This window comes from Endobacter medicaginis (assembly GCF_014192375.1).
Taxonomy (GTDB): domain Bacteria; phylum Pseudomonadota; class Alphaproteobacteria; order Acetobacterales; family Acetobacteraceae; genus Endobacter; species Endobacter medicaginis.
This window is the reverse complement of sequence record NZ_JACHXV010000006.1, coordinates 37798-62451: the sequence shown is the minus strand read 5'-3', so window position 1 is coordinate 62451 and position 24654 is coordinate 37798. Positions and strand designations below refer to the sequence as shown.

The 24654-nt window shown below is 69.4% G+C and carries 23 protein-coding genes; 13 read left to right on the top strand and 10 right to left on the bottom strand.

What is annotated here, in order from left to right:
- Positions 1 to 96: 96 nt before the first annotated feature.
- Together FHR90_RS09530 and FHR90_RS09525 are read right to left on the bottom strand one after the other, a co-directional pair.
- A complete protein-coding gene (locus tag FHR90_RS09530; RefSeq protein ID WP_176625342.1) occupies positions 97 to 534 on the bottom strand; it encodes an FKBP-type peptidyl-prolyl cis-trans isomerase in 438 nt (145 codons plus the stop codon).
- 30 nt (positions 535 to 564) lie between these two features.
- Entirely contained in the window at positions 565 to 1071 is a 507-nt protein-coding gene (locus tag FHR90_RS09525) for a L,D-transpeptidase family protein (protein WP_183275127.1), read from the bottom strand.
- A 75-nt stretch (positions 1072 to 1146) separates the two neighbouring features.
- Here FHR90_RS09525 and FHR90_RS09520 point away from each other — a divergent pair, with 75 nt between their 5' ends.
- Positions 1147 to 1842 carry a response regulator transcription factor gene (locus tag FHR90_RS09520; protein ID WP_176624932.1) on the top strand — a complete coding sequence of 232 codons (696 nt, stop codon included), beginning with the start codon at positions 1147 to 1149 and terminating at the stop codon, positions 1840 to 1842.
- Positions 1843 to 1846: 4 nt separating this feature from the next.
- Here FHR90_RS09520 and FHR90_RS09515 read toward each other — a convergent pair whose 3' ends face one another.
- Positions 1847 to 2647 carry an exodeoxyribonuclease III gene (locus FHR90_RS09515; RefSeq protein ID WP_176624930.1) on the bottom strand — a complete coding sequence of 267 codons (801 nt, stop codon included), beginning with the start codon at positions 2645 to 2647 and terminating at the stop codon, positions 1847 to 1849.
- Positions 2648 to 2888: 241 nt separating this feature from the next.
- Here FHR90_RS09515 and FHR90_RS09510 point away from each other — a divergent pair, with 241 nt between their 5' ends.
- Positions 2889 to 3887 carry a dipeptidase gene (locus FHR90_RS09510; protein WP_176624928.1) on the top strand — a complete coding sequence of 333 codons (999 nt, stop codon included), beginning with the start codon at positions 2889 to 2891 and terminating at the stop codon, positions 3885 to 3887.
- Positions 3888 to 3973: 86 nt separating this feature from the next.
- Here the strand turns inward: FHR90_RS09510 and FHR90_RS09505 are convergent, their stop codons facing one another.
- Genes FHR90_RS09505 through FHR90_RS09490 form a run of 4 tightly spaced genes read right to left on the bottom strand, consistent with a single transcriptional unit; the run spans position 3974 to position 9176 of the window.
- The gene (locus tag FHR90_RS09505) at positions 3974 to 4753 is read right to left on the bottom strand and encodes an SDR family oxidoreductase (RefSeq protein ID WP_176624926.1); all 780 of its coding nucleotides are present in this window, start codon (positions 4751 to 4753) and stop codon (positions 3974 to 3976) included.
- A gap of 60 nt (positions 4754 to 4813) precedes the next feature.
- Positions 4814 to 5656 (bottom strand): SDR family NAD(P)-dependent oxidoreductase, encoded by an 843-nt coding sequence (locus FHR90_RS09500; RefSeq protein WP_221188246.1) that lies wholly within the window; start codon positions 5654 to 5656, stop codon positions 4814 to 4816.
- Between the two features lie 29 nt (positions 5657 to 5685).
- Complete coding sequence (locus FHR90_RS09495; protein ID WP_176624371.1) at positions 5686 to 6957, bottom strand: cation:proton antiporter; 1272 nt, start codon at positions 6955 to 6957, stop codon at positions 5686 to 5688.
- Positions 6954 to 9176 carry a prolyl oligopeptidase family serine peptidase gene (locus FHR90_RS09490; protein WP_246330162.1) on the bottom strand — a complete coding sequence of 741 codons (2223 nt, stop codon included), beginning with the start codon at positions 9174 to 9176 and terminating at the stop codon, positions 6954 to 6956. Before FHR90_RS09490 ends, FHR90_RS09495 begins: the two co-directional genes overlap by 4 nt.
- A 135-nt stretch (positions 9177 to 9311) precedes the next feature.
- On the opposite strand from FHR90_RS09490, the gene FHR90_RS09485 reads away from it, so the two are divergent.
- A complete protein-coding gene (locus FHR90_RS09485; RefSeq protein ID WP_176624373.1) occupies positions 9312 to 9467 on the top strand; it encodes a hypothetical protein in 156 nt (51 codons plus the stop codon).
- A gap of 127 nt (positions 9468 to 9594) precedes the next feature.
- On the opposite strand, the gene FHR90_RS09480 is transcribed toward FHR90_RS09485, so the two are convergent.
- Positions 9595 to 9936 carry an FYDLN acid domain-containing protein gene (locus FHR90_RS09480; RefSeq protein ID WP_176624375.1) on the bottom strand — a complete coding sequence of 114 codons (342 nt, stop codon included), beginning with the start codon at positions 9934 to 9936 and terminating at the stop codon, positions 9595 to 9597.
- Between the two features lie 165 nt (positions 9937 to 10101).
- Between FHR90_RS09480 and cmk the strand changes: the two genes are divergently transcribed.
- The 3 genes from cmk to FHR90_RS09465 all read left to right on the top strand — a co-directional run bounded on the left by cmk (position 10102) and on the right by FHR90_RS09465 (position 14316).
- The gene (gene cmk / locus FHR90_RS09475; RefSeq protein WP_183275125.1) at positions 10102 to 10818 is read left to right on the top strand and encodes a (d)CMP kinase; all 717 of its coding nucleotides are present in this window, start codon (positions 10102 to 10104) and stop codon (positions 10816 to 10818) included.
- 229 nt (positions 10819 to 11047) lie between these two features.
- Positions 11048 to 12760, top strand: a complete 1713-nt coding sequence (gene rpsA / locus FHR90_RS09470; RefSeq protein ID WP_176624704.1) for a 30S ribosomal protein S1 — start codon at positions 11048 to 11050, stop codon at positions 12758 to 12760.
- 92 nt (positions 12761 to 12852) lie between these two features.
- Complete coding sequence (locus tag FHR90_RS09465) at positions 12853 to 14316, top strand: S41 family peptidase (protein ID WP_176624706.1); 1464 nt, start codon at positions 12853 to 12855, stop codon at positions 14314 to 14316.
- A 28-nt stretch (positions 14317 to 14344) separates the two neighbouring features.
- Here FHR90_RS09465 and FHR90_RS09460 read toward each other — a convergent pair whose 3' ends face one another.
- Positions 14345 to 14878, bottom strand: a complete 534-nt coding sequence (locus FHR90_RS09460; protein ID WP_176624708.1) for a type 1 glutamine amidotransferase domain-containing protein — start codon at positions 14876 to 14878, stop codon at positions 14345 to 14347.
- 160 nt (positions 14879 to 15038) lie between these two features.
- On the opposite strand from FHR90_RS09460, the gene FHR90_RS09455 reads away from it, so the two are divergent.
- The 6 genes from FHR90_RS09455 to FHR90_RS09430 all read left to right on the top strand — a co-directional run bounded on the left by FHR90_RS09455 (position 15039) and on the right by FHR90_RS09430 (position 22437).
- A complete protein-coding gene (locus FHR90_RS09455; RefSeq protein ID WP_183275124.1) occupies positions 15039 to 15923 on the top strand; it encodes a LysR substrate-binding domain-containing protein in 885 nt (294 codons plus the stop codon).
- A 146-nt stretch (positions 15924 to 16069) separates the two neighbouring features.
- Positions 16070 to 18346, top strand: a complete 2277-nt coding sequence (locus FHR90_RS09450) for a TonB-dependent receptor (protein ID WP_176625613.1) — start codon at positions 16070 to 16072, stop codon at positions 18344 to 18346.
- 5 nt (positions 18347 to 18351) lie between these two features.
- The gene (locus FHR90_RS09445; RefSeq protein ID WP_183275123.1) at positions 18352 to 19749 is read left to right on the top strand and encodes an amidase; all 1398 of its coding nucleotides are present in this window, start codon (positions 18352 to 18354) and stop codon (positions 19747 to 19749) included.
- Positions 19749 to 20852 (top strand): P1 family peptidase, encoded by a 1104-nt coding sequence (locus FHR90_RS09440; protein WP_183275122.1) that lies wholly within the window; start codon positions 19749 to 19751, stop codon positions 20850 to 20852. Before FHR90_RS09445 ends, FHR90_RS09440 begins: the two co-directional genes overlap by 1 nt.
- Positions 20849 to 21058: a DUF3311 domain-containing protein gene (locus FHR90_RS09435; RefSeq protein ID WP_176627023.1), complete on the top strand. Its 210-nt coding sequence runs from the start codon at positions 20849 to 20851 to the stop codon at positions 21056 to 21058. Before FHR90_RS09440 ends, FHR90_RS09435 begins: the two co-directional genes overlap by 4 nt.
- Positions 21055 to 22437: a sodium:solute symporter family transporter gene (locus FHR90_RS09430; protein ID WP_183275121.1), complete on the top strand. Its 1383-nt coding sequence runs from the start codon at positions 21055 to 21057 to the stop codon at positions 22435 to 22437. Before FHR90_RS09435 ends, FHR90_RS09430 begins: the two co-directional genes overlap by 4 nt.
- 6 nt (positions 22438 to 22443) lie before the next feature.
- Here FHR90_RS09430 and FHR90_RS09425 read toward each other — a convergent pair whose 3' ends face one another.
- Positions 22444 to 23169: a glyoxalase superfamily protein gene (locus FHR90_RS09425; protein ID WP_176625675.1), complete on the bottom strand. Its 726-nt coding sequence runs from the start codon at positions 23167 to 23169 to the stop codon at positions 22444 to 22446.
- 305 nt (positions 23170 to 23474) lie between these two features.
- On the opposite strand from FHR90_RS09425, the gene FHR90_RS09420 reads away from it, so the two are divergent.
- Complete coding sequence (locus FHR90_RS09420) at positions 23475 to 24653, top strand: MFS transporter (protein WP_183275120.1); 1179 nt, start codon at positions 23475 to 23477, stop codon at positions 24651 to 24653.
- Position 24654 lies beyond the last annotated feature (1 nt).

Below are 24654 nucleotides of genomic sequence, written 5' to 3'. Positions count from 1 at the left end.
GCGCAAGGACAGGCGATCGGACCCCGGCCGGTCCAGCATCATTTCCAGAGCGGCCCGAGCGCGGATTGCGCCCAGGCCGCACCGGTCAGGGATGGCTCAGTGAATGGCGAGCAGCTTGATGTCGAAGATCAGCGTCGCCCCGCCCGGGATCGGACCCGCACCCTGCGGCCCGTAGCCGAGGTCCGGCGGGATCACCAGCGTGCGCTCGCCGCCGACATGCATCGTCGACACCCCCATCTCCCAGCCGCGGATCACCTGGTCGGCGCCGAGCGTGAAGCTGAACGGCTTGGCGGGGTCGGTGGAGTGGTCGAACATCTTCCCCTTGGTGTGCTGCGGGGTCATCAGCCAGCCCGTGTAGAGCACCTCCACCGTCTGCCCCTTCACCGGCTCCGGTCCGCTGCCACGCACGTCGTCATGAAAACGGATGCCGGTCGCGGTGCGCACGAAGCTGTCATCGATCACATCCGATGCCTGTGCTGCACCGGTGGCGCAGAGCAGCAGGGCGGACAGGGCGGCAAACGCGGAGCGACGCATCGATGGGATCTCCCTCAGGCAAGGCGGCACTCACACAGCAGGCACGTCGATCGCCGTCAATCCCGCCGCCAGCACCGCCAGCAGATCGTCGCGCTCGAGCGCGATGCAGCCCTCGGTCGGTCGCCGGTCGGGGCGCAGCAGATGCAGGAAGATCGCCGAGCCGCGCCCCGGCACCACGGGTGCGTCGTTCCAGCCGAGCACGCCGATCACGTCATAGACCGCATCCTGGCGCCACAGCGCCTCGTGCCGCCCGGGATGCGGGAGCTGCACCGCGCGGTTGTAGTCTTCATGCGCGGGATCGTCGCACCAGCCATCCGCCGGCGCCAGCGGCGAGCGCGGCACCGCACAGACGGGTGCGGGCAGCCGGTCCGCCCGCCACAGCACCCGCCGTAGCGCCAGGCGCCCCACCGGGGTCGCGTTGTCGCCCTCGTGCTTGTCGGCGCGGATGCCCGCCGCGCCCAGCATCGCCCGCCATCGCTGGCGACCCACCCGGAGGACGGCCTGACTGCCCGCGATCTCGCCGATCTCGCCGATCATCGCCGATCCGCCCCTGCAACTTCCGGGCGCATGCGCCGTTGCTGCTCACGGATTTTTGTCTTGATTGAGGCTGACATGGGTGGTGAGCGCCTGATCCTGGTTGTCGATGACGATGACACGCTGCGCCAGCTCCTCATCGAGCAGCTTCAGGTCGACGGGGAATTCAACGTCGCGGGTGCGGCCAGCGTCAAGCAGGCGCAGGGTCTGCTCGACAACCGCGACGCGCATTTCGACGCGGTGATCCTCGATGTCGGCCTGCCCGACGGCGACGGCCGCGATTTCTGCGCCACCCTGCGCGAGCAGGGTTTCCGCATGCCGATCATCATGCTCACCGGCTCGGACGACGAGGCCGATGTGGTGCGTGGTCTCGATGCGGGTGCCAACGACTACGTCGCCAAGCCCTTCCGCATCGCCGAGCTGATCGCCCGCCTGCGTGCCCAGCGTCGCATCTTCGAGAACACCGAGGATGCGGTATTCACCATCGGTCCCTACATCTTCCGCCCGTCGGCCAAGACGCTTACCGAGGTCCCGCGCAACCGCCGCATCCGGCTGACCGAGAAGGAAGTGGCGATCCTGAAATTTCTCTACCGCGCCGGTGCGAGCCCCGTGACCCGCCAGGTGCTGCTCGACGAGGTCTGGGGTTACAACGCCTCGGTCACCACCCACACGCTGGAGACCCACATCTACCGCCTGCGTCAGAAGATCGAGCCCAACCCGGCTTCGGCCTCGCTGCTGCTCACCGAAGGTGGCGGCTACCGCCTCGCCCCCTGAGGGTTCACAGGTCGATGTCAACCGCGACCGGCACGTGGTCCGAAGGCCCGTCCCAGTCGCGCGCCTCGCGCAGGATCCGGTAGCCGCCCAGGTTCGGCCTGAGGTCCGGCGAGACCCACACATGGTCCAGCCGCCGCCCGCGATCCGACGCCTTCCAGTCGCGGTTTCGATACGACCACCACGTGTAGAGCTTCTGGTCCTCCGGCACGAAATGCCGGACCGCGTCGACAAACCCGCTGTCGCGCCAGGCATTGAGCCGCTCGACCTCCGGCGGCGTATGGCTCACCACGCCCAGGAGCTGCTTGTGGCTCCACACGTCATGTTCCAGCGGCGCGATGTTGAGATCGCCCACTAGCACGCACCGTCGCCTCGGCCCCGTGGCCCGGAACCACGCCGTCGCCTCGTCGACGAAATCCAGCTTGTGGGCGAATTTTGGGTTCACCGTCCGGTCAGGTACATCGCCCCCTGCCGGCACATAGAAATTGTGCAGGTCCAGCACCTCTCCGCCCGGCAGCGACACCGACGCCGCCAGATGCCGGCAATCCCCACGCCCGCCCCAGTCGGGTGCGGCCTCATCGACGACAAGCGGATGCCGCGACAGCACCGCCACCCCGTTGTACCCCTTCATCCCCCGCCGCGCGACATGCCCGAACCCCAGCGCCCCGGGTGCTGCATCCGGAAACAGTGCATCCGGCACCTTGGTCTCCTGCAGGCACAGCACGTCCGGCGCGAGCGCATCCACCAGATGCCGCAACAGGCCCAGCCGCAGCCGCAACGAATTGATGTTCCAGGTCACGATACGCATCCCCCCGCACTCGCCCACATCGCGTCGTCGTGCAAGAGGCAGGGGGCGCTGCCCCCCGCACCCCCCGGCAGGAGGCTCGCCTCCTGCACCTCGCTCTTCAAGTCAGGAGGGGGATGGGCGCGCCCATCCCCCTCCTGACTTCATCAGCGGATTGCAAAGGGCGAGCCCTTTGCCAGGGGGCGTGGGGGACAGCGTCCCCCACCTCTTGCGCGCCGGAGCGTGTTGCGCTTGCGTGGTGGGGATGGATGCGTTGCATGCGGGGCTGCTGGCCCTCGATTCCCATATCGACATTCCGTGGCCGGTGACGGACGACCCGACCGGCATCACGTCGCGTTGTGTCGACTTCCCCAAGATGCGCGCAGGCGGGGTCACGGCGGGGTGTTTTGCCGCCTATATCCCGCAAGGGGCGCTCGACGATGCCGGTCATGGCGATGCGGTGGTGCGGGCGACGGCGATGCTGGCCGAGATCGGCAGGATGGGTCGGGCCGAGGGTGTGCGGCTGTGCGAGACGGCGGACGAGGTGCGTGCGGCGTTCGGCGAGGGCGCACGCGCGGTGGTGGCGTGCATCGAGAACGGCTACGCGATGGGTCGCGACCTGTCGCGTCTGGAGCGGTTCCGCCGCGCAGGCGTGCGCTACATCACGCTGACCCATAACGGGCACAATCTGCTGGCCGATTCCGCGATACCGCGTCGCGATCTCGGCGACTCCGTCATCCGGCATGGGGGCTTGAGCAGACTGGGCCGGGCGGCGATCGTCGAGATGAACATTCTCGGCATCCTGATCGATGTCTCGCACGCGCATCGCGACACGATGTTGCAGGCGGCGAAGCTGTCGAAGACACCGGTGGTGGCGACGCATGCCTGCGTCCGCGCCCTGTGCGACCACCCGCGCAATCTCGACGACGAGCAGTTGCGGGTGTTGAAGGATACGGGCGGGCTGATCCAGATTACCGCCATGGGCAGCTTCCTGCGCCGCGGTGGCAAGCGTCTCGACGGCACGCCGGTCGGGATCGCCGATTTCGTCGACCACATCGACTATGTGATCGAGAAGATCGGTGTCGCCCATGTTGGCATCGGCTCCGATTTCGACGGCGGCGGTGGTATCGAGGGCTTCACCACCATCGCCGATAGCCCCAACGTGACGGCGGAGTTCCGCAGGCGGGGCTATGACGACGATTCGATCGCGGCGATCTGGGGTGGCAATTTCCTCACCCTGATGGAACGCGCGGAGCGCGCCTGAGAGCCCTCAGGGGCACGCTGGCATCAGGGGACGCCTCTCGCCGCGATGGCGACGATCACCGGCGTCGTCGCGCGGGTGGGTGTCGGTCATGGCCGGGCGTAGGTCGCGACCTCGAAACGGGTCGAGAAGCGATCGAACAGGTCACGCTCGAGCGCGCGGGGTGCGGTGAAGGTGTCGCTGGCGGTGACGCCGAAGCCGATTTCGGTGCTGTGTCGGTCGCACAGTGCGGGGAAGACGGCGTCGCAGAAGGCGTCCAGCGGGGCGCCGTGGGTGGCGGAGGGGCCCGCGAGCCCGGTGGCGACGGCGGGCGGGATCAATTCCTTGACCAAGATCCGGGTGTCGGCCAGCGCGTGGCGCAGGGTAACCGTATGGCTGTGGAGCGCGGCCTTGCAGGCGGCGTAGACGGGGGCGAAGGGCTGCGGGACGATCGCCCCGCCGGAAGTCACGTTGACGATGGTGGCGTCGCCGCCGATGCGCAGCATGGCGGGAACCAGCAGGCTGCTCAGGTGGACCGGGGCGGCGAGCAGGATGTCGATCTCGGCCTGCCGCTCCGCCCAGGGGGCGACGTCGCGGGCGAGCGGGACGCGGCGCTGGATACCGGCGTTGTTGATCAGCACCGAAAGGCGCGGCAGCACCGTTAGTACATCCAGGGCGAGGGTCTCGCGGGCGTCGGGGTTGGCCAGGTCGGACATGCAGGTGAGCAGGCCGGGGTGGGATGCGGCGGCGTCATCGAGACGGCTGCGGTCGCGGCCTGTCACGAGGACGCGGGCGCCTGCGGCGAGATAGCGTCTCGCGAGGCCGAGGCCGATGCCCGCGGAGCCGCCGGTGATGAGGACGTGAGGTGGGTCGCATGCCGTGGTTGTCATAGCAACCTCGTAAGACGACTGGATTGGAATGAAAACGGGCGCCCCCAGGGGTGGAGCAGCTTACTCGGTTCTGACGGGCTGGCCGGCTGTCGTGCCTCCTCGTAGCCCGAAGCGCCGGGTGAGGACCGATTCAAGCCGTGCACGGGGCAGGGCACGCTTCATCGCCGGCAGCAGCCGCGCATGCGTGCCGAGATGGATCACCGGGGGCGGGGTTCGGCGCAGCAGTAGTGCGACGACACGACGGGCGAACGTGTCGGCGGGCATCGCGCCGTGCTGGCTGGCCCTGGCGCGCGCGGCGATCGCGTCGGCCCAGGGGGCGTAGGCGGAGCCGGGGGCGAGCGTGGCACCCGCCGAGGCCGTGTCGCCGAACGAGGAGGCGATGCCGCCCGGCAGGACCGACACCACCTTCACCCCGAAGGGTGCCAGTTCCATCCGCAGCACGTCGGAGGCGGCGTTGAAGGCCGCCTTGCTGGCGCAATACGCACCCGAGAACGGTGTCGGCACCTCGCCGGAGATGCTACCGATATTGACGATGCAGCCGGTCCGTCGCGCGATCATCCGCGGCAGCACCAGCCGCGTCAGCGCCATCGGTGCGAACAGGTTGACGTCGAACTGCCGCCGCCACTGTGCATCGCTCAGCTCGGCCAGCGGCCCCATCGCGCCGAAGCCGGCATTGTTGACCAGCATGTCGATCTCGATGCCGTCCGCCGCCAGCACCGCGAGCAGGTTCTCGGCCGCCCCGCGATCGGTGATGTCGAGGGCTGCGACCGTCGCGCCGAGTGCGGACAGCGGCGTGAGATCGGTGCTGCGCCGGGCGGTGGCGACCACGGGCTGGCCGCGGCGGAGGAATTCCTCCGCCAGCGCCCGCCCGATACCGGACGAGCAGCCGGTGATCAGCACCACCGGAGGCGGCGGAGAAGTGCGTCGCTTCCTCATTCCTGCGCGGGGCGCAGCTTGTAGAACATGCCGGCGACCTTCTCGATGGTCAGGCCCTGCACGATGATGGTGAACACCACCACAGCGTAGCAAATGGTCAGCAGCGTGCCGCGATACGGACTGTCGGGCAAGGCCAGCGCGAGGGCCACCGAAATGCCGCCGCGCAGGCCGCCCCAGGCCAGCACCACCAGCGTGCCGAGCCGGTGACTGCCGGCCACACTGCCACCGACGATGTTGATCGGCAGGGTGGCCAGCGCAACGGACAGCGCGCGGGCGGCGACGGCGATCGCGATCGCCACCACGGCCACCCCGATCAGTCCCGGGTGCAGCGGCAGGTCCAGCACCTCGAAGCCGATCAGCAGGAACAGCATCGCATTGAGCACCTCGTCGATCAGCGACCAGAACTGCCGCATCTCGTGGCGGCCATGCTCGCTGATCCAGCGTTCGGAATGCCGCGTCCCCAGCACCAGCCCCGCGACCACGGTGGCGATCGGCCCAGACATGTGCAGCGCGCCTGCCAGGCTGAACGTGCCGGCGGCGAGGGCCAGGGTGATGATCAGTTCGACCTGTGCATCGCGGGCGATGCGCAGCAGGGCGAGGGCGATCCAGCCAAGCGCGAAACCGAGCAGCACGCCGCCGATCGCTTCGAGGCAGAACACCTCCCCGATGCTGCGCAGGCCGTGGTCCGCGGTGCCGGTGGCGAGTTCGAGGGCCACGCCATAGGCGACGATGCCGACGCCGTCATTGAACAGGCTCTCGCCGGCGAACACCGCCTGCAGCCCTTCCGGCAGGCCGAGCCGGCGCAGCATGCCGACCACGGACACCGGATCGGTGGGGGCGAGGATCGCACCCAGCACGATGCACCAGATCAGCGGCACCTCGACGCCGAACAGCGGAAAGGCGAACCAGGTCGCGACCGCCAGCAGCCCCACCGCAAGCAGCGTGCCGATCAGCGCCAGCGTCACGATGGACAGCTTGCGGTTCAGCATCTGGCCGAGATCGACCTGCAGCGCGCCCGCGAACAGCAGGAACGACAGCGCGCCGTTCATCAGCGCTTCCGGCAGGTTGATGCTGCCGAGCAGCGATTTCGCCAGGCCGTGCAGGTCGATTGCCGGCAGCACGCTGTTGACCACCAGCAGCACGATCGAGCCGAGCATCGCGAACACCAGCACGCCAATCGTGTTCGGCAGCCGCAGGGTGAGCTGGTTCGCCACCCCGAACAGCGCCGACAGGGTCAGCAGGATGGCGAGGACCGAAAGCGCGGTCATCGTGTGGTCTGGGGTGCGGCGGGCTTCGCGGGCTCCATCAGCTTCTTCGTCAGATAGGTGTATTCGAGCGCCTCCTGCTCGGCCACCTCGCGCTGGTTCGCGCCCGCATGGTGGCCGCCCTCGGTCTCCTCGTAATAGAGGAACGGCAGCCCCATCGCCTCCATGCGTGCGGCGAAGCGGCGCGCATGCACCGGACCGACGCGATCGTCCTTGGTGGTGGTGAAGATGAACGGCTCCGGATAATGCCCGTCCGCGTGCAGGTTCTGCAGCGGCGAGATGCGGGCGAGGAACGCGCGCTGCTCGGGGACCGACACCGAGCCGTATTCACCGACCCAGCTCGCGCCCGCCGACATGGTCTCGAAATTCAGCATGTCGAGCAGCGGCACCTCGATGATCACCGCGTGCCACAGCTCGGGATGCTGGGTGAACTCCACCCCCATCAGCAGGCCGCCATTGGAGCCGCCGCGAATGCCCAGATGCGCCGCGTCGGCGATGCCGCGTGTCGCGAGGTCACGCGCGACGGCGGCGAAATCGTCATAGATGAGCTGTCGGTGTGTCTTGAGACCGGCATCGTGCCATTTCGGTCCGAACTCGCCGCCGCCGCGGATGTTGGCCAGCACGTAGACCCCGCCGTGATCGAGCCAGAGCTTGCCCAGCACGCCAGAATAGCGCGGCAGCATCGAGACCCCGAACCCGCCATAGGCGTAGAGCATGGTCGGGTTGGAGCCATCCTTCGCCCAGTCGCGGCGATGGACGACGAAATAGGGGATCATCGTCCCGTCGGAGGATTTCGCCTCGTACTGATCCACCACCATGCCGCTCGCATCGAACTGGGCGGGCAGGGCACGGACCTTCCTCACCGTCGGGATGGCGGTGTCGGCATGCCAGAGCTCGGTCGGGGTGAGGAACCCGGCCACGGTCAGGAAGCCGCTGTCGGAATGGGTGTCGGCCGCGACCACGTTGACCGCGACATTGCCCGGCAGGTCGAGGCTCTGCGCCCGCCAGCCCGCACCGTCGGGTGCGAACACCATCCCCCGACCGCGCACGTTGTCATAGACCGAGGCGAGAACGCGGCTCTTCGTCACCGCCACATCCTCGACCGACTGTCGCGGTCCGGGCGCGAAGATCACCGACGCAGCCGCGTCGGGATGGTCGAGATCGAGTGCGATCAGCGCCCCCGCACCGATCTTCGCCGCCCCTTTCGGCGCCCAGTCCTCGTTGAGATGAACGATCAGCCGGTTGTCGAGCAGCCCTTCCAGATCGGCCTGCTCGGGCAGGTCGAGCAGCCGCAGCCCCTGTGGGGTCCAGACCCGGTAGGCATAGTGGAACGTCGCCAGCTCGGTCATGAGGATGTCGACTCTGTGGCCCTGGCCGTCGGCGAACTGCAGCGGATCGACGCCGATCTGCATTGGGCCGGCGCGATAGACCTCCTTCGCCTGCGCGAGGCTCTCGCCGCGATGCAGGAGCTTGACCACGAACGGGTAGCCGGACGCGGTCAGCGTGCCGGCGCCCCAGTCGCGCGCCACCAGCAGCGTGTCGTCATCGACCCAGGCGATGGTCTGCTTGGAATGCGGCAGCGTGAACCCGCCTTTGACGAACTGCCCCGAGGCCAGGTCGAACTCGCGCTCGGTGGTCGCATCCTCGCCGCCATCCGACAGCGACACCAGACACCGTGTCTCGCCCGGCTCGGCGCAGTTCAGCCCTTCGTAGACCCAGTTCGCGTGCTCCCGGCGGGTCAGCGCATCGAGATCGAGCACCGTGCGCCAGTCCGGCGTGCTGCCCAGGAACGAGACCTGCGTCGTGCGGCGCAGGATGCCGCGTACATGGTCCTTGTCGCGCCAGAAATTGAAGATCGCGCCTGCGAGCGGCATCGGCATTGCGAGACGGTCATGCGACTGCTCGATCGCCAGCGCCTGCGCGTAGAAGCCTGCGTAATGCGGGTCAGACTGCAACACCTTCAGGGAGCGCGCATTCTGGGCTCGCACCCAACCCATCGCCCTCGCGCCGTCGATCTGGCTCAGCCAGGGATGCACGTCGTCGGGCACCGCGGACGGCTCTTCGGGCAGCTTCGCCGACGAGGCGGGCGAGGCGAAGCCCGGGCCTGCCTGCATCGGCGGCGGCGAGGCCTGCGCCGCGGTGATGGCCAGACACAAGGCTCCCCCGACCCAGGCGGCGCGGCCGCGACAACGGCCTCCTGCGTGGCGGCTCTGATGTCGCATGCGTTCGGTACTCCCGGGCGGATGTCGGTCGATCCGTCAGCCATAGGTGAGCCGACCGCCGCGCTCAACGCCACATCCCCTCGTCGGGATGTCTCCCGCCTGCGCTTCAGCCGCGCTGCGTGTCCGATGGGTCACATGACGCGCATGCACCTTCGGCTGCTCGGGTGCGCGACCGCGCTCCTGCTGAGCGCTCCGTTCTCCAGCCTGCCGGTGGAGGCGCTGTTCCGCTTCGTCGATGCCACCCGCCGGACGGTGTGGGCGCGGGGATGTGGTCGATGCGTATCGGGTTGATCGACCAGACGCGGCTCGGTCTGATCGTCGGCGCGCTGATCCCGTTCGCCGGCCACGACCTGGCCCGGACCATCACGCCGCAGGCCGCCCTCAATCCCGCTTTCCGAGGGCGGCGGAGGCGGCGCGCTCAGTTCTCGTCGTTGTCGCCGTCGGTCTCGACCTCGATCTCGTTGCCGATCGCATCGGCATCGTCATCGAGATCGTCCGCATCCTCCTCGATCGCCGCATCGTCCTCGGCGTCGTCGTCCTCGGCCACGTCGGCATCCACGTCCACGTCGCCGTCGGCCGGCAGCGGGGCGGCCTTCTTGAGACGGCGCTCGTCGGCGAGATTGCCGCTGCGCAGGCGCGGCTGCTCGACCGGCTGCTCGGTGCCGCATTTCGGGCACTCGGCGGGGACGCGGCCGAGATCGTAGAACTTCGCGCCGCAACTGACGCAAGTACGCTTGAGGCCGAGTTCAGGCTTCGCCATGGTGCTTCCCGACAAGTGATGCGCCTTCGCGGAGCGGGTCCGCCAAGGGAAGAGGTCCGATAAGGAGGCGCGCCCCATGCCAGACGCCCGCCGCGCTGTCAATTCGGTCGACCCGTTCCACGCCGCCCCCTCGTCAAGCCGGCATGGCCGGGCTATGCGGCCGGCATGACCGAGCAGACCGGCGCCGATTCCGCCAACCCCTCCCATGCGCGCCTGGTGATCGCGGTCGACGGCCCGGCCGCCGCCGGCAAGGGCACGCTGGCCAAGCTGCTCGCCGCGCGGCTCGGCCTGCCGCATCTCGATACCGGGCTGCTCTACCGCGCCACCGCCGCGAGGCTGATCGATGCCGGCTGGCCCGAGGATGCGGCCCAGGCCGCCAGCCGTGCCGCCGAACTCGCTGCCTCGCTCGGGACCGCCGATCTGGCCCGCACCGACCTGCGCACGCCGCCCGTCGATCGTGGCGCCTCCGCGGTGGCGGCGATGCCGGCGGTGCGTGCCGCCCTGCTCGACCTGCAGCGCAGCTTCGCCGCCCATCACGGCGCTGTGCTCGACGGGCGCGACATCGGCACCGTGATCTTCCCGCACGCACCGGTGAAGCTGTTCGTCACCGCCAGCCCCGCCGCGCGGGCCCGGCGCCGCTGGGCGCAGCTCAACCCGGGTGCGGATCCGACCACCGACGCCGCGCGGACCGCGATCGCCGCCACCGAAGCGGCCCTGGTGGCCCGCGACGCGGCCGATGCCGGCCGCGCCGATGCGCCGCTGGCGCGCGCGATGGACGCAGTCGAGCTCGACAGCTCCACGCTCGACATCGAAGCGGTGCTGGAACGCGCGCTTGCCATCGTCGCCGAGCGGGCAGGGGCGCCAAGGACCGATTATTCTTGACTTTCCGGCGCGTCGGGACAATGACGGCCCAGCCTGACAGGCGTGCCTCGAAACCGGCGCGTCCGATCAGGGCCTTTCAGTGCAATCGGCGCTCGCGACTGACCTTCCTCGAGAGGGCAGCGGGCGCAAGTCGTATCGCAGGCGCGACGATCGCGTCCCGGCGGTGCGCAGGACAGAAAGATGTGGCGCCCGCTGAGCTTCCCGGCGCCCATTGAACAGGACAAACCGCTTGGCTTCAAACGCCCCCGCCGTCGATCATTTCCGCGGCGAAGATTTCTCCACCCTCCTCGACGAGACGCTGGGCCGTGACACCGGCTTCGATGGCTCCGTCGTCACCGGCCGCGTGCTGCGGCTGACCGACGAGTTCGCCATCGTCGATGTCGGCCTCAAGAGCGAGGGCCGCGTCGCGCTGAAGGAATTTGGCGTCCCCGGCGCGCCGCACGAGGTGCAGCCCGGCGACGTGATCGAGCTCTATGTCGAGCGCTACGAGGATCGTGACGGCTCCATCGTGCTGTCGCGCGAGAAGGCGCGCCGCGAGGAGGCCTGGACCTCGCTCGAGAAGGCCTTCGAGGCCAACCAGCGCGTCAACGGCACCATCTATGGCCGCGTCAAGGGCGGCTTCACCGTCGATCTCGGCGGCGCGATGGCGTTCCTGCCCGGCTCCCAGGTCGATATCCGCCCGGTGCGCGATGCCGGCCCGCTGATGGGCACCCCGCAGCCGTTCCAGATCCTCAAGATGGACCGTGCGCGCGGCAACATCGTGGTGTCGCGTCGTGCGGTTCTGGAAGAGACCCGCGCGGAGCAGCGCAGCGAGCTGATCCAGGGCCTCAAGGAAGGCATGATCCTCGACGGCGTGGTCAAGAACATCACCGATTACGGTGCGTTCGTGGACCTCGGCGGCGTCGACGGCCTGCTGCATGTCACCGACATCGCCTGGAAGCGCATCAACCACCCCTCCGAGGCGCTGCAGATCGGCCAGCAGGTCCGCGTGCAGGTCATCCGCTTCAACTCGGAGACCCAGCGCATCAGCCTCGGCATGAAGCAGCTCGAAGCCGATCCGTGGGAAGGCGTGGCGATCAAGTATCCGCCGGGAGCCCGCTACAGCGGCCGCGTGACCAACATCACCGATTACGGCGCCTTCGTGGAGCTGGAACCGGGTGTGGAGGGTCTGGTGCACGTCTCCGAGATGAGCTGGACCAAGAAGAACGTCCATCCGGGCAAGATCGTCGCCACCTCGCAGGAGGTCGACGTGATGGTGCTGGATGTCGACAGCTCCAAGCGCCGGATCTCGCTGGGCCTCAAGCAGGTGCAGCGCAATCCGTGGGAGGTGTTCGCCGAGGAGCATCGCATCGGCTCGACGGTCGAGGGCGAGGTCCGCAACGTCACCGAGTTCGGCCTGTTCATCGGGCTCTCGGCCGACATCGACGGCATGGTCCACATGTCCGACCTGTCCTGGGACGAGCCCGGCGAGACCGCCATGGCCCGCTTCGAGAAGGGCCAGGTCGTGCAGGCCAAGGTGCTCGATGTCGATGTCGAGAAGGAGCGCATCTCGCTCGGCATCAAGCAGCTCGCCGAGGATCCGGCCGCCGACACGCTCACCCGTGTCAACAAGGGCCAGATCGTCACCTGCACCGTGACCGCCGTTCAGTCCAACGGCATCGAGGTGAAGGTCGACGAGGTGCTGACCGGCTTCATCCGCCGCGCCGAGCTGGCCCGCGACAAGGGCGAGCAGCGTCCGGAGCGTTTCGCCGTCGGCGAGCGCGTCGATGCCAAGGTGGTGTCGGTGGACCGCGCCTCGCGCAAGGTCCAGCTCACCATCAAGGGCCGCGAGATGGACGACGACAAGCAGGCGATCTCCGACTACGGCTCCGCCGACAGCGGCGCCTCGCTCGGCGACATCCTCGGTGCGGCGATCCGTCGCCGCAACCAGACCGAGGTCTGATCACCTCCACCCTGTGTGGTGCAATCAGCAAAGGCGGCCCCTCGGGGCCGCCTTTTTTGTTATCGTCGTCCGGCACAGGACCGGAGAGGCGAATGCGGCGTGTTCATCTTGCGGGTCTGTGTCTCGCGGTGATCGCCCACGGCACCGCACGGGCGTCACCCGGGCCGGTCGACTGGTCCGCGCGACTGGTCGAGGACGCCCGGGCGATCCACGACGGTATCGCGCTCAACACCCCCGGTCCGGTCGATCGCTGGCAGCCGGGGTTCAACGCCCTCAGCGACGCGGCCCTCGCGCTCGTCAGGCAGCGCGCCGCCCGGGTCCATGACGAGGCCGGCTATGTCGCGGCCCTGGACGCGCAGATTGCCAGCTATAACGACGGTCATGTCGAACTCGCCCTCGACTTGCCGCCCTTGCCGGCGCGGTGGCCAGGCTTTCTGGTCGGGGAGCGGGGTGACGGGGTGTGGCGCGTGCTCACCCGTGCCGCGGACGCACCGGTCGGAACGGGTGCGGTGCTGCGCGCCTGTGACGGTGTCCCGGCCGCAACGCTGGCCGAGCGCAATGTCGCGCCGTTCGTCGGGCGCTGGCAGCTGGCCACGGCGCGGATCTTCCGTGGTGGTCGGCTGCTGCTCGATCGCGGCAACCCGTTCATCGCCCGTCCGGTCGATTGCGTCTTCGATGAGGCCGGTCTCGAGCGCAGCGTGCATCTGCACTGGCGCGACCTGCCAGCGAGCGAGATCGACCGGCGGCTGGCTGAGACCGCGCCCCGTGCGCATCCACCGATCGGCAGCCACGTTCTTGCCGACGGCACGCGCTGGTTCAACCTATCGCATTTCGAAGCCGACCCGGGCACCCCGGTCGGCCGCGCGCTGGTCGCCCTGATCGCGCAGATGACCCGTGACCGTGCGGCGATCCGGGCTGCGCCGGCGGTCGTCCTCGACCTGCGCGGCAACGATGGCGGCTCGTCCGACTGGTCGGATCAGATTGCCGACGTGCTCTGGGGTCGCGCGGCCAACGCTGCCTTCGACCGCAGTGGCGCATCCATCCTCACCGAATGGCGTGTCTCACCCGCCAATCAGGCCCTGCTCGACGCTGATGAGAAAATGCTGTCCTCGGCCCCCGGGGCCAGCGCGACCGACCGTGCTCTGGTTGCGAGCATCGCCGCAGGCATGAAGGCGGCGGCGGGCAGGGGCGTTTCGCTGTGGCGGGAGCCCGATACCGCACCCGCAGCGCCCGAGGCCGTGACGGAGCCTACCCCCCGCGCGGTGATCTATGTCCTGACCGATTTCCTGTGCCAGTCGGCCTGCCTTGATGCGGTGGACCGGTGGCGCGGGCTTGGCGCGGTGCAGATCGGTCAGCAGACCGGCGGCGACACCTATGACCTGGATGCACGCGTCGACCCGCTGCCGAGTGGTGCGGGCACGCTCTACAGCCCGATGAAGGTGTATCGAAACCGCCCCCGTGGCTGGAACGTCCCCGTCACCCCGACCTATCTGTATCCGGGCGACATGCGCGACACTGCAGCACTCGAGGCCTGGGTGGCGGCGCTGCCGCGCTGAGTGAGCGGGTGCCGCGCCGCCCGCACGCTCAGCCGGCGAGGCCGAAATGTTTCACGATCGCCGGGTTGAAGGCGTCGAGATCGTCCGGCGAGCGCGAGAACAGCAGGTTGCCGTCGATCACCACCGCCTCGTCGACCCAGGTCGCGCCGGCATTGGCGAGATCGGTACGGATTGCCGGCCAGGAGGTGCCACGGCGCCCCTGGAGCACGCCAGCCTCGATCAGGCTCTGCGAGCCGTGGCAGATCGTCGCCACCGGTTTGCCGGCGGTGGCGAGGTCGCGGATGAAGTCGACCGCCACCGGGTCCATGCGCAGCTTGTCGGGCGAGAACACACCGCCGGGCAGCAGCAGCGCGTCGTAATCGGCCGGGCTCGAATCGGCCACGGCGCGTTCGGCGGTAATCCTGTTCGACGGGTAGATGTCGCCCTTCACCGCCTGGAATTCACCTTTCTGCAGCGAGATGATCGTCACCTCCGCCCCCGCCACGCGCAAAACGGCGACCGGCGAGGTCAGCTCGATTTCCTCTGTACCATCGGCGGCCAGCACCGCGACACGGACAGTCATGTTGTTCGTCTTTCCGAAATGGGTCCGGCCCGTGATCTGAGGAGCCGGGCCGCGCGCGGCAACTGACAAGTCATCAGCATGGGGCTCACAGGATCAGACGGGAGGCGGCAAGTGCGGGGGTGTCACGGGAGGACGCTCGTCCTATCCTGTGCGGATGCACGTGCGCGCGCTGCTGTCCTTCATCGAGGTTGCGCGGTCCGGTTCGATCCGTCAGGCCGCGCAGCGGCTCGGGATCGCGCCCACCGCCCTGAACCGGCAGCTCGCCAGCCTCGAATACTTCTTCCGCGCCGAGTTGCTCGACCGCCGGGCGGCCGGCGTCGCGCTCACCGAGGCCGGGCGGCTGCTGGCTGCCCGCGCCGCGATGATCGGCGCCGAGATCGACACCACGCGTGCGCTGATCGACGACCTGCGCGGGCTGGAACGCGGGCATGCCAGTATCCGCGCCGCCGGGGCGGTGGTGGGCGGGCTGCTCGCGCCGGTGCTCGCCCGGCTGCATGGGCGCCATCCGCGCCTGCGCTTCTCGGTCGACGTTACCAGCGCCGCCGAGCTGGTGGCCGGTGTCGCCGACGGCACGGTCGATGTCGGCGTGACCATCTTCGCTCCCGACTCCGCCGCCCCGCTGATCGCAGCCCGCCATCCGATCGCGCATTCGGCGATCGTCTCGCCGGGCCATCCGCTCGCGGGGCTGGAGCGCGTGTCGCTTGCCGAACTCACCCGCCACGCGCTGGCCCTGCCGGGGGCAGGGTTCGGTGCGCGCCAGGACCTCGACCGGATCGCGCGCGCGGCCAGCCGGCGGCTCGACCCGGTGTTCATCACCGGCTCGCTCGACATGCAGAAGGCGCTGGCCCTGCGCGGCGCGGCGGTGCTGATCCTGCCGCCCCTGTGCTGTGCCGACGAGATCGAGGCCGGACGTCTGGTGGCGGTGGCCCTCGCCGAGGACAGCCTCATCGAGACCTCGCTGGTGATCTGCCGCGCCCCGGACCGGGTCCTGCCCCACGCCGCCGAAGCGGTGATCGCCGAGCTGGAGCGTTTTCTGGTCGGATGACTGCTCATATCATGACCATCTGCCCAACTGGTGGGCGGTGATGCGCAGGCGGGTACGGCCAGAGCACAAGATTGAACTTCCCGTCGATCGGTTCGCACCCCTAACGTTTGCGCCACGCGACCCTTACAGCCGAAGAGGAGCTGGTGATGCCCCTGACCGCATCCGTCTGCCGCCATGTCGCCCGCCGCGCACCTCTGCTGGCCGGGGTCGCCCTGCTGTCGCTCGACGCCGCTGCGCAGACCGCGACCACGCCGGTGCCGACACCGAAACCCACAACCGACAACGGCATCGAACAGATCACCGTCACCTCCGAGCGCCGCTCGCAGAGTGCGCAGAGCGTCGGCGCCTCGATCAGCGTCATTTCCGGCAAGACGCTGGCCGCCCGCAACGTCAACAACGTCTTCGACCTGCAATACCTCACCCCCTCGCTGCAGGTGACGCCGCAGTTCGGCTCGGGCCAGCCCTCCTTCGCCATCCGCGGCATGGGCTTCAACGACTATGCTTCCAACAACGCACCGACCGTCGGCATCTATGTCGACGAGGTCGCCTATCCGGTGCCGTTCGGCACCAACGGCGCGATGTTCGACATCGCCCGCGTCGAGGTGCTGCGCGGCCCGCAGGGGACGCTGTATGGCCGCAACACCACTGCGGGTGCGATCAACTACATCCTCAACAAGCCGACCTCTTACTGGACCGGCAATCTCTCCGCGCAGTACGCCCGCTTCAATTCCACCAAGATCGACGGCTTCCTCTCCGGCCCGCTCGGCGACAAGGCGCAGATCCGCATCGCCGGCCAGACCCAGCAGGGCGGGGCGTGGCAGCATTCGCGCGACAATTCCGACCGCCTCGGCGACGTCGACCGCAGCGGCCTGCGCGTCATGCTCGATGTCGAGCCCACCGACACGCTCAAGATCGAACTCGAAGGCCATGGCAGCCACGACCGTTCCGATGCGGTCGGCCTGCATCTCTACGCACCGCTGACCTCTCTGGTGACCTATCTCGGCGCGGGCCAGCCCATCTTTCCGGCCGATACCGATCGCCAGATCACCGGCTGGGGCACCTCGCCGCAATTCGCGAAACTGATCGGCATCCGCCCCGACGCCAAGCCGTTCAGCCATATCGACACCGGTGGCGTCAGCCTGCGTGCCGACCAGAGCCTCGCTTTCGCTACCCTGACCGATCTGGTCAGCTACGACTACATGCAGCGCCAGGAATACGACAATTTCGACGCCTCCTCGCTGGCCATCGCGGATGTGTTCTTCAATTCCCGCGCCAACGTGTTCGCCAACGAGCTGCGCCTGACCTCGCATGATTCCGGACGCCTCAAATGGGTCGGCGGCATCTACTACGCCAACCAGTATCTTGCCGACATCTACGATTCCGGTTTTCAGAGCGTCTACAAGTTCGACCGCACCGTGCAGTATTCGCAGAAGGTCAACACCATCAGCGGCTTCGGCCAGGCGACCTACGCGCTCACCCACCGCCTTAGCCTCACCGGCGGTCTGCGCGTGGAGCACGAGGTGCGCGATCTGAACAATTTCCGCGCCGCCTATGCCGACAGCGCCACCCAGACCGCGGTCACCACGCTCGGTCACCGCAGCACCGACTTCACCGAACCGACTGGAAAGATCGAGCTGCAATATACACCGTTCACACACGACATGCTCTACGCCTCGGTCAGCCGTGGTGTGAAATCGGGCGGATTTACCACCTACAACTCCGTCTCCGCCCAGGTCTCGACCGCACCTTTCGCGCCCGAGAAGGTCTGGGCCTACGAGATCGGCAACAAGGCCGATTTCCCCCGACAGCATCTGCGTCTCAACGTCTCCGCGTTCTACTACGACTATCACGACGAGCAGATCCAGTCGGCGGTTGTCAATCCGCTCACCGGTCTGGTCGGTGCGATCATCAACGCGCCGCGCTCGCATCTCTATGGCGGCGAGATGCAGGCGGACTGGTCGCCGATCCCGCATCTGCTGCTGACCCAGTCTGCGGGATGGGCGACCGGTCAGTTCGACCGCTTCAACTCGGTGGTCTCGGCGGTACGCGAAGGCGGCGTCTTCGTCGGCGTCTATCGCGACCGCAAGGGCGACAGCCTGCCCTCGCCGAAAATCACCCTGAACGGCTCGGCCAGCTACACCTTCGATCTCGGCCGCTACGACCTCACCACCGGTATCGATTATTCACTGCGCTCCACCTACCGCTCGCTGTTCGGCAAGCTCTACGATGTCGCCGGCTACACGTTGTTCAACGCCAACATCGCACTGTCGCCGAAGAACCATCGCTGGATGCTGGCCGCGTTCGGCCAGAATATCCTCGACAAGCACTACGACGTCACCCGCAACTATTTCGTCTCCGGCGACAACATCGCCCAGTCCGGCCTGCCGGCGGTCTGGGGCGTGCGCGCTTCGGTAGGGTTCTGAGCCTGATGCAACTTGCCGATCTCGATGCCGCCCAGCTCGCCGCAGGCTATGCAGAGGCCACCTTCACCCCCGTCGATGTCATCGAGGCGCTCGATGCGCGCATCGCCGCCTGGGAGCCGAGCCTGCACGCGCTCTACGCCTACGACCCGGCCTCGGCGCGCGCGCAGGCCGAGGCATCCGCCCGCCGCTGGTCGGACCGCGCCGCCCTCGGCCCGCTCGACGGCGTGCCGGTCAGCCTCAAGGAACTGATCCACACGCGCGGCACGCCCACTCCGGTCGGCACCGCCGCGACGGTCCTGCTCCCCGAGCCCGACGACGCGCCACCCGCCGCCCGCCTGCGCGAGGCCGGGGCGGTCCTGTTCGCCAAGACCACCGTGCCTGACTTCGGCATGCTCTCCTCCGGCCTGTCGAGCTTCCATCCGCTGGCCCGCAACCCGTGGAACCTCGCCAACAACCCCGGCGGGTCCAGCGCCGGTGCCGCCGCCGCTGCCGCGGCCGGCTACGGGCCGCTGCATGTGGGCACCGATATCGGCGGCTCCGTGCGTCTGCCCGCCGCCTGGTGCGGCCTGGTCGGCTTCAAGCCCACGCTCGGCCGCATCCCGATCGACCCCTACTACACCGGCCGCTGCGCCGGACCGATGACCCGCACGGTGGATGATGCCGCACGCATGATGGCGGTACTGAGCCTTCCAGACGCGCGCGATGCCACCAGCCTGCCGCCCGAGACGATCGACTGGCTGGCGCCGATCGACGGCGTGCGGTCCTTGCGCATCGGCGTGATGATGGAGGCCGGCTGCGGCATGGCGCTCGACGCCGAGATCGGCGAAGCCGTGCGCGCGGCGGCCGAGACCTTCGCCGCCGCCGGCGCGACGCTGGTCGAGGTCGCGCCGGTGCTCACCCGCGACATGCTCGACGGTCTCGACCGGTTCTGGCGCGCCCGCGCCTGGGCCGAGATCTCTGTCCTGCCGCCCGAACGCCGCGCGCTGATCCTGCCCTATATCCTGCACTGGGCGGAGAGCGGGGCAGGGGTGTCGGGTGCGCAGGCCGTCACCGGCTTCGGCCGCACCTTCGATATGCGCGCCGCCTGCGGCGCGCTGATGTCCTCGGTCGACGCGGTACTCTCGCCCACCACCCCGAACCTCGCCTTTCCCGCCGAATACGCCTCCCCGATCGACGACTGGCAGCGCCCGTTCGAGCACATCGCCTACACCTTGCCGTGGAACATGGGCGAGCAGCCGGCGGTCTCGCTCAACTGCGGCTTCTCGCGCGACGGCACGCCGATCGGCCTGCAGATCGTCACCCCGCGCTTCGCCGACGCCCGGGCCCTCCAGCTCGCCCGCTGGTACGAGTCGCAGCGCGGCCCGATCACGGACTGGCCGCTCCCGCCCGGGGAGCGCTGCTGATGCGACGGCGCACGCTTCTCACCGCGTTCGGCGGCCTCGCCGCGGCCACGACCCTCGGCGCACGCGCCGCGGGCGGGCCTGGCCGGCCGGGGCCGCGCAACCTGATCACCGATGTCGAGGGGCTCAGCGTCGGCCAGGCGCAGGACGCGCGTGTGCGCAGCGGCGTCAGCGTCATCCTGCCCGACCGCCGCGCGGTCTGTGCGGTGGACGTGCGTGGCGGCGGCCCCGGCACGCGCGAGACCGACGCGCTCGACGCTTGGGATCTGGTCCGGTCGGTCGATGCGGTGGTGCTGTCGGGTGGCTCCGTCTACGGGCTGGCCGCGGCCGACGGGGTCGCCGCCTGGCTCGGCGCGCATGGGCGCGGCTTCGTCATGGCGCCGCTGCCGGGCGTGCCGCCGTCGCCGATCGTGCCGGCGGCGATCCTGTTCGACCTCGCCAATGGCGGCGACAAGGGCTGGGGGATGCAACCGCCCTATCGCGATCTCGGCGTCGAAGCGGTCGCCTCCGCCGGCGCCGGGTTCGCGCTCGGCACCGCCGGTGCGGGCTATGGGGCCACGGCCGGCACGCTCAAGGGCGGCATCGGCTCGGCCTCTCTGGTCACCGCCGACGGCATGACCGTCGGCGCCATCGTCGCCGTCAACAGCCTCGGCACGCCGCTGGTGCCGGGGGGGCGGCATTTCTGGGCCGCACCGTTCGAGCTGAACCGGGAGTTCGGTGGCCTCGGGCCCAGCCCCGACCTGGTTGCCGGCGAGGATTGGGGCGACACCCGCATCAATCCCGGTGCGCGCGCCAACACCACCATCGCCTGTGTGGCGACCGACGTGATCCTCGACCCCGACGAGATCAAGCGGGTGGCGATGATGGCGCAGGACGGTCTCGCCCGTGCGATCCGGCCGATCCATTCACCGTTCGACGGCGACGTGGTGTTCGCGCTGTCCACGGGCCGGCGCCCGGCGCCCGGTCCACGCCGGGAGTTCGCCGTCGCGCGGATCGGCGCGGCGGCGGCGGACGTGCTGGCGCGTGCGGTGGCGCGCGGCGTGTACGAGGCCACCCTGCCGCCGGGAATGCAAGGCCGCACCTGGCATTCGCTGCCCGCGCGGTGAGACCGGCCGTCCGTCTGGCGCTCGGCCTCGGCCTGCCGGTCCTGCTGGTGGTGCCCACCATCCCGCTGCTGTCGCGGCTGCCGTACGTCTGGCTCGGCCTGCCGGTTGCCGCCTGGTGGCTGTTCGCCTGCATCCCGCTCACCTCCGCCTGCCTCGCCGCCTGCTGGTGGTGGCACGACCGGCATCTGCCTGGGGACCAGGCGTGACGGCGGCGGTGTTCGTCTTGCTGATCGCCCTGGCGATGGCCGCCTCCCTCTGGGGTGGTCGTGGCGGCGCGCATCAGAAGCCGGAGGACTTCTTTGTCGCCTCGGGGCGCTTCGGCTCGCTGCTGTTCTTCGTGCTCGCCGTTGGCGAGACCTACTCGATCGCCACCATCCTCGGCGTGCCGAGCGGGGTGTATGCGCACGGCACCGGCTTCCTCGCCTGGTTCCTGGGCTACATCCTGCTCGCCTTCCCGGTCGGCTATTTTCTCTACCCGGCGATCTGGCGGGCCGGACGCCGCCATGGTGCGGTGACACTGCCCGACCTGTTCGGCCGCCATTTCCGCAGCCGCGCGCTGGAACGGATCGTCGCGCTCAACTGCATCGCCTTCCTGCTGCCGCTCGGCGTGCTGCAGTTCGTCGGTCTCGGCACCGTGCTGGCCGCGCTGCACCTCACCGTGCCGCCGCTGGCCCTGCTCGGCATCGCCGGGGCACTGGTGTTCGCGATGGTGGCGGTGTCCGGCATCCGCGGCCCGGCCCAGGTCGCGGTGCTGAAGGACGCGCTGATGCTACTCGCGGTGGTCGCCACCGGCGGTGCGGCGATCGCCTGGGCGAGCGGGCAGGGGGACGGACCCGCACATGCCGCATCCCCGCCGCCACCGGCGCCGACCGCGTGGCCAGTCGACATCTTCGCGATGTCGACGATCGTGTTGCAAGCCATCGGCTTCTGCCTGGTGCCGCAGACCGTGGCGGCGGTGTTCACCGCCCGCTCGGCCGCCACCCTGCGTCGCGCGCAATGCGCGATGCCGCTCTACATGTTGATGTTCCCGCTGCTGGTCGCCATCGCCACGGTCGCGCGACACCTGCCCTCGGCCCCGGCCGATGCCAACGCGGTGTTCGTCACCCTCGCCGGCGCCCTGCTGCCGCCCTGGGCGTTCGGCCTGGTGCTGGCGGGGGCGACGCTGTCGGCGCTGGTGGTGCTGGCCGGCATCTGCCTCGCCCTCGGCCCGCTGGTCGCCCGCAACATTCTCCCCGGTCTCGACGGCGACGCCCAGCGACGCGCCGCCAAGATGGTGATGGCGCTGTATCTGCTCGCCTCGATCTGGGGCGCGGCCCGGTTCCACGGCCTGATGGTCTCGATCAACAACCTGTTCTATTTCGGAATCACCCAGACCTTCCCCGGTCTCGTCGCGCTGCTGGCAGGCTGGCGGGTCCGCGCGTCGGCGATCGTCATCGCCTTGCTCGCCGGCGACGCGCTGGCAATCTGGCTTTATGAAGCCGCCATCGGGCTCGGCGGCGTCAATCCCGGGCTGGTCGGCCTGGGGCTGAACGCCGCGATCCTGGGGCTGCTGTCACGCCTTTGGCCGGCCCGCAGCCCGCCCTGATCCGCCTCAGGCGGTCTGCAGTCCGAGATTGCGCGGTTCGTTCGGCAATGCGCGCGGCCGTTCATCCCCCTCCGCCTGCCCGAACGACAGTCCCGCTGCCCGGAACCGCCCGGTCCCCGAGCCGTACAGTACGCCGAAACCCAGATAACTCGCGGTTTCCGGCACCTCGATGGTGACATGACGCTCCGTCCAGCCGGTGGTGCCGGTGATCGGGCCATTCGCGGTCGCCTCGAGACCGAGATTGTCGAACACGAGGGCCTCGCGCGCCCCGTTGCGGGCATGAATCCACAGCCGCCCGCTCCCGGTCGCCTGCTCGCAGCGCAAACGGGCGCGGAAACTGACCATCCGCCCGCGCCATGGCTCGGCGGAGATGCGCTGCATGATGGTGAGGAACTCTCCTGATCCGGCGACCGGCGCATTCGGATCGGCGGGAGCGAGGCTGTCGATGCTCAGCGCGGCCTCACCATCCGGGCCGCCCTGGGTCAGCAACCCGGCACGGAAGAGGTCGCTGCGGCCGCTGACATGCCACCCTTCGGGGAGCGGTCCGCCGCCTGCTGGCGTGGGGATCGCAGCCGAGGGTGTCGCAGGCTGCGCCGACAGCACGTTCCAGTCGGCATGGCCGAGCTGCCGGGCGACGATCTCCAGCGCGGTCGAGTGGCTGATCGACAGCGCGCGCTCGGCCAGCGCCTCGCGCAGGATCCGGGCCATGGTCTTGGGGTATGGGGTCTGCATCCTGGGTCTCCGTCTGCGGCGAACGAACTGTCGAGACCGGGGCCTGCATTGCCGAACTCCGTCCGCCACATCCGAAGCGAGATGTCTTTCGCAGACGCGATACGTTCACCGATCCGGGCCGGAACCCAGTGCAGGCGGCGGGCCGCATCGCGGGCCCTGCCGGCAGCATGACCGCGTCAGCCTGCCGCGGGCAAGCCAGAAAGACAGGGCGGGGGCGATCGGCGTCGGATCGGGCCTGTGGCCGAGCCTGAGACGAGCGTCTGCACTCTGGTCACCGGGCGGCGGTGCTGCCATCTGCATCCACCATGAGCCCGAATCCCCCCGAGATGACCCGCGCCCTAAACCTGTTCTTCGCCCTGGCCTGCGGGGTGGTCGTCGCCAATCTCTATTACGCGCAGCCGCTGGCCGGCCCGATCGCCGCCTCGCTCGGCCTGCCGCCCGCCCATGCCGGGCTGATCGTCACACTCACCCAGCTCGGCTATGCGCTCGGGCTGGTGCTGCTGGTGCCACTGGGCGATCTGGTCGAGAACCGCCGCCTGGTGGTGAGTATCCTGGTCCTCGGCACGCTGGCGGTGGCGGCGGCCGCACTGTCCACCCACCCCGGGCCGTTCCTGCTCGCCTGTCTCGCGATCGGCATCGGCTCGGTCTCGGTGCAGGTGCTGGTGCCGTTCGCCGCCCATCTCGCCCCCGAGGCGAGCCGGGGCAGGGTGGTCGGCAACGTGATGAGCGGGCTGATGGTCGGCATCATGCTCGCCCGTCCGGTCGGCAGCCTGATCGCCTCGGTGTCGTCGTGGCATGTGGTGTTCGTCGTCGCCACCGTGCTGATGGTGGCGATCGGGGTCGCGATGCGGATCAGGCTGCCGCGCTGGGAGCCGGAGCCGGGACATTCCTATGGTTCGCTGCTCGCCTCGCTGGCCGGGCTGCTGTGGCGCACGAAGGTGCTGCAGAGGCGCGCCTTCTACCATTTCTTCCTGTTCGGGGCGTTCAGCCTGTTCTGGACCGTCACCCCGCTGTGGCTGGCGCAGAATTTCGGCATCGGCCAGGCCGGCATCGCGCTGTTCGCGCTGATCGGGGTCGCCGGCACCATCGCGGCTCCGCTGGCCGGCCGGCTGGCCGATGCCGGGCATACGCGGATCGCGACGTTCGGTGCGATGATCTGCGTGGCGACCGGCCTGTCGCTGTGCCTGCTGGCCGGCGGGACGGAGCATTGGCGCCTGGGCGTGCTCGCACTGGCCGGCGTGGTGCTGGATTTCGGCGTCAGCGGCAATCTCGTGCTCGGCCAGCGCGCCCTGTTCGCCCTCGGGCCGGCCACCCGCGCGCGGCTGAACGGGCTGTATCTGGCGGTCTTCTTTCTCGGCGGTGCGTGCGGCTCGGCGCTTGGCGGCTGGGCCTACGGGAGCGGCGGCTGGGCAGCGGCGGTCGGCACCGGGCTGGGGCTGGTGGGCGTGGCGCTGGCCGCGTTTGCCCTCTGGCGCGGCGCCTGAG

Bases quoted from the DNA above. Each gene is read 5' to 3' on its own strand.
- FHR90_RS09530 (WP_176625342.1), bottom strand. From the start codon at position 534: ATGCGTCGCTCCGCGTTTGCCGCCCTGTCCGCCCTGCTGCTCTGCGCC.
- FHR90_RS09525 (WP_183275127.1), bottom strand. From the start codon at position 1,071: ATGATCGGCGAGATCGGCGAGATCGCGGGCAGTCAGGCCGTCCTCCGG.
- FHR90_RS09520 (WP_176624932.1), top strand. From the start codon at position 1,147: ATGGGTGGTGAGCGCCTGATCCTGGTTGTCGATGACGATGACACGCTG.
- FHR90_RS09515 (WP_176624930.1), bottom strand. From the start codon at position 2,647: ATGCGTATCGTGACCTGGAACATCAATTCGTTGCGGCTGCGGCTGGGC.
- FHR90_RS09510 (WP_176624928.1), top strand. From the start codon at position 2,889: ATGGATGCGTTGCATGCGGGGCTGCTGGCCCTCGATTCCCATATCGAC.
- FHR90_RS09505 (WP_176624926.1), bottom strand. From the start codon at position 4,753: ATGACAACCACGGCATGCGACCCACCTCACGTCCTCATCACCGGCGGC.
- FHR90_RS09495 (WP_176624371.1), bottom strand. From the start codon at position 6,957: ATGACCGCGCTTTCGGTCCTCGCCATCCTGCTGACCCTGTCGGCGCTG.
- FHR90_RS09490 (WP_246330162.1), bottom strand. From the start codon at position 9,176: ATGCGACATCAGAGCCGCCACGCAGGAGGCCGTTGTCGCGGCCGCGCC.
- FHR90_RS09485 (WP_176624373.1), top strand. From the start codon at position 9,312: ATGACGCGCATGCACCTTCGGCTGCTCGGGTGCGCGACCGCGCTCCTG.
- FHR90_RS09480 (WP_176624375.1), bottom strand. From the start codon at position 9,936: ATGGCGAAGCCTGAACTCGGCCTCAAGCGTACTTGCGTCAGTTGCGGC.
- cmk (WP_183275125.1), top strand. From the start codon at position 10,102: ATGACCGAGCAGACCGGCGCCGATTCCGCCAACCCCTCCCATGCGCGC.
- FHR90_RS09465 (WP_176624706.1), top strand. From the start codon at position 12,853: ATGCGGCGTGTTCATCTTGCGGGTCTGTGTCTCGCGGTGATCGCCCAC.
- FHR90_RS09460 (WP_176624708.1), bottom strand. From the start codon at position 14,878: ATGACTGTCCGTGTCGCGGTGCTGGCCGCCGATGGTACAGAGGAAATC.
- FHR90_RS09450 (WP_176625613.1), top strand. From the start codon at position 16,070: ATGCCCCTGACCGCATCCGTCTGCCGCCATGTCGCCCGCCGCGCACCT.
- FHR90_RS09445 (WP_183275123.1), top strand. From the start codon at position 18,352: ATGCAACTTGCCGATCTCGATGCCGCCCAGCTCGCCGCAGGCTATGCA.
- FHR90_RS09440 (WP_183275122.1), top strand. From the start codon at position 19,749: ATGCGACGGCGCACGCTTCTCACCGCGTTCGGCGGCCTCGCCGCGGCC.
- FHR90_RS09425 (WP_176625675.1), bottom strand. From the start codon at position 23,169: ATGCAGACCCCATACCCCAAGACCATGGCCCGGATCCTGCGCGAGGCG.
- FHR90_RS09420 (WP_183275120.1), top strand. From the start codon at position 23,475: ATGAGCCCGAATCCCCCCGAGATGACCCGCGCCCTAAACCTGTTCTTC.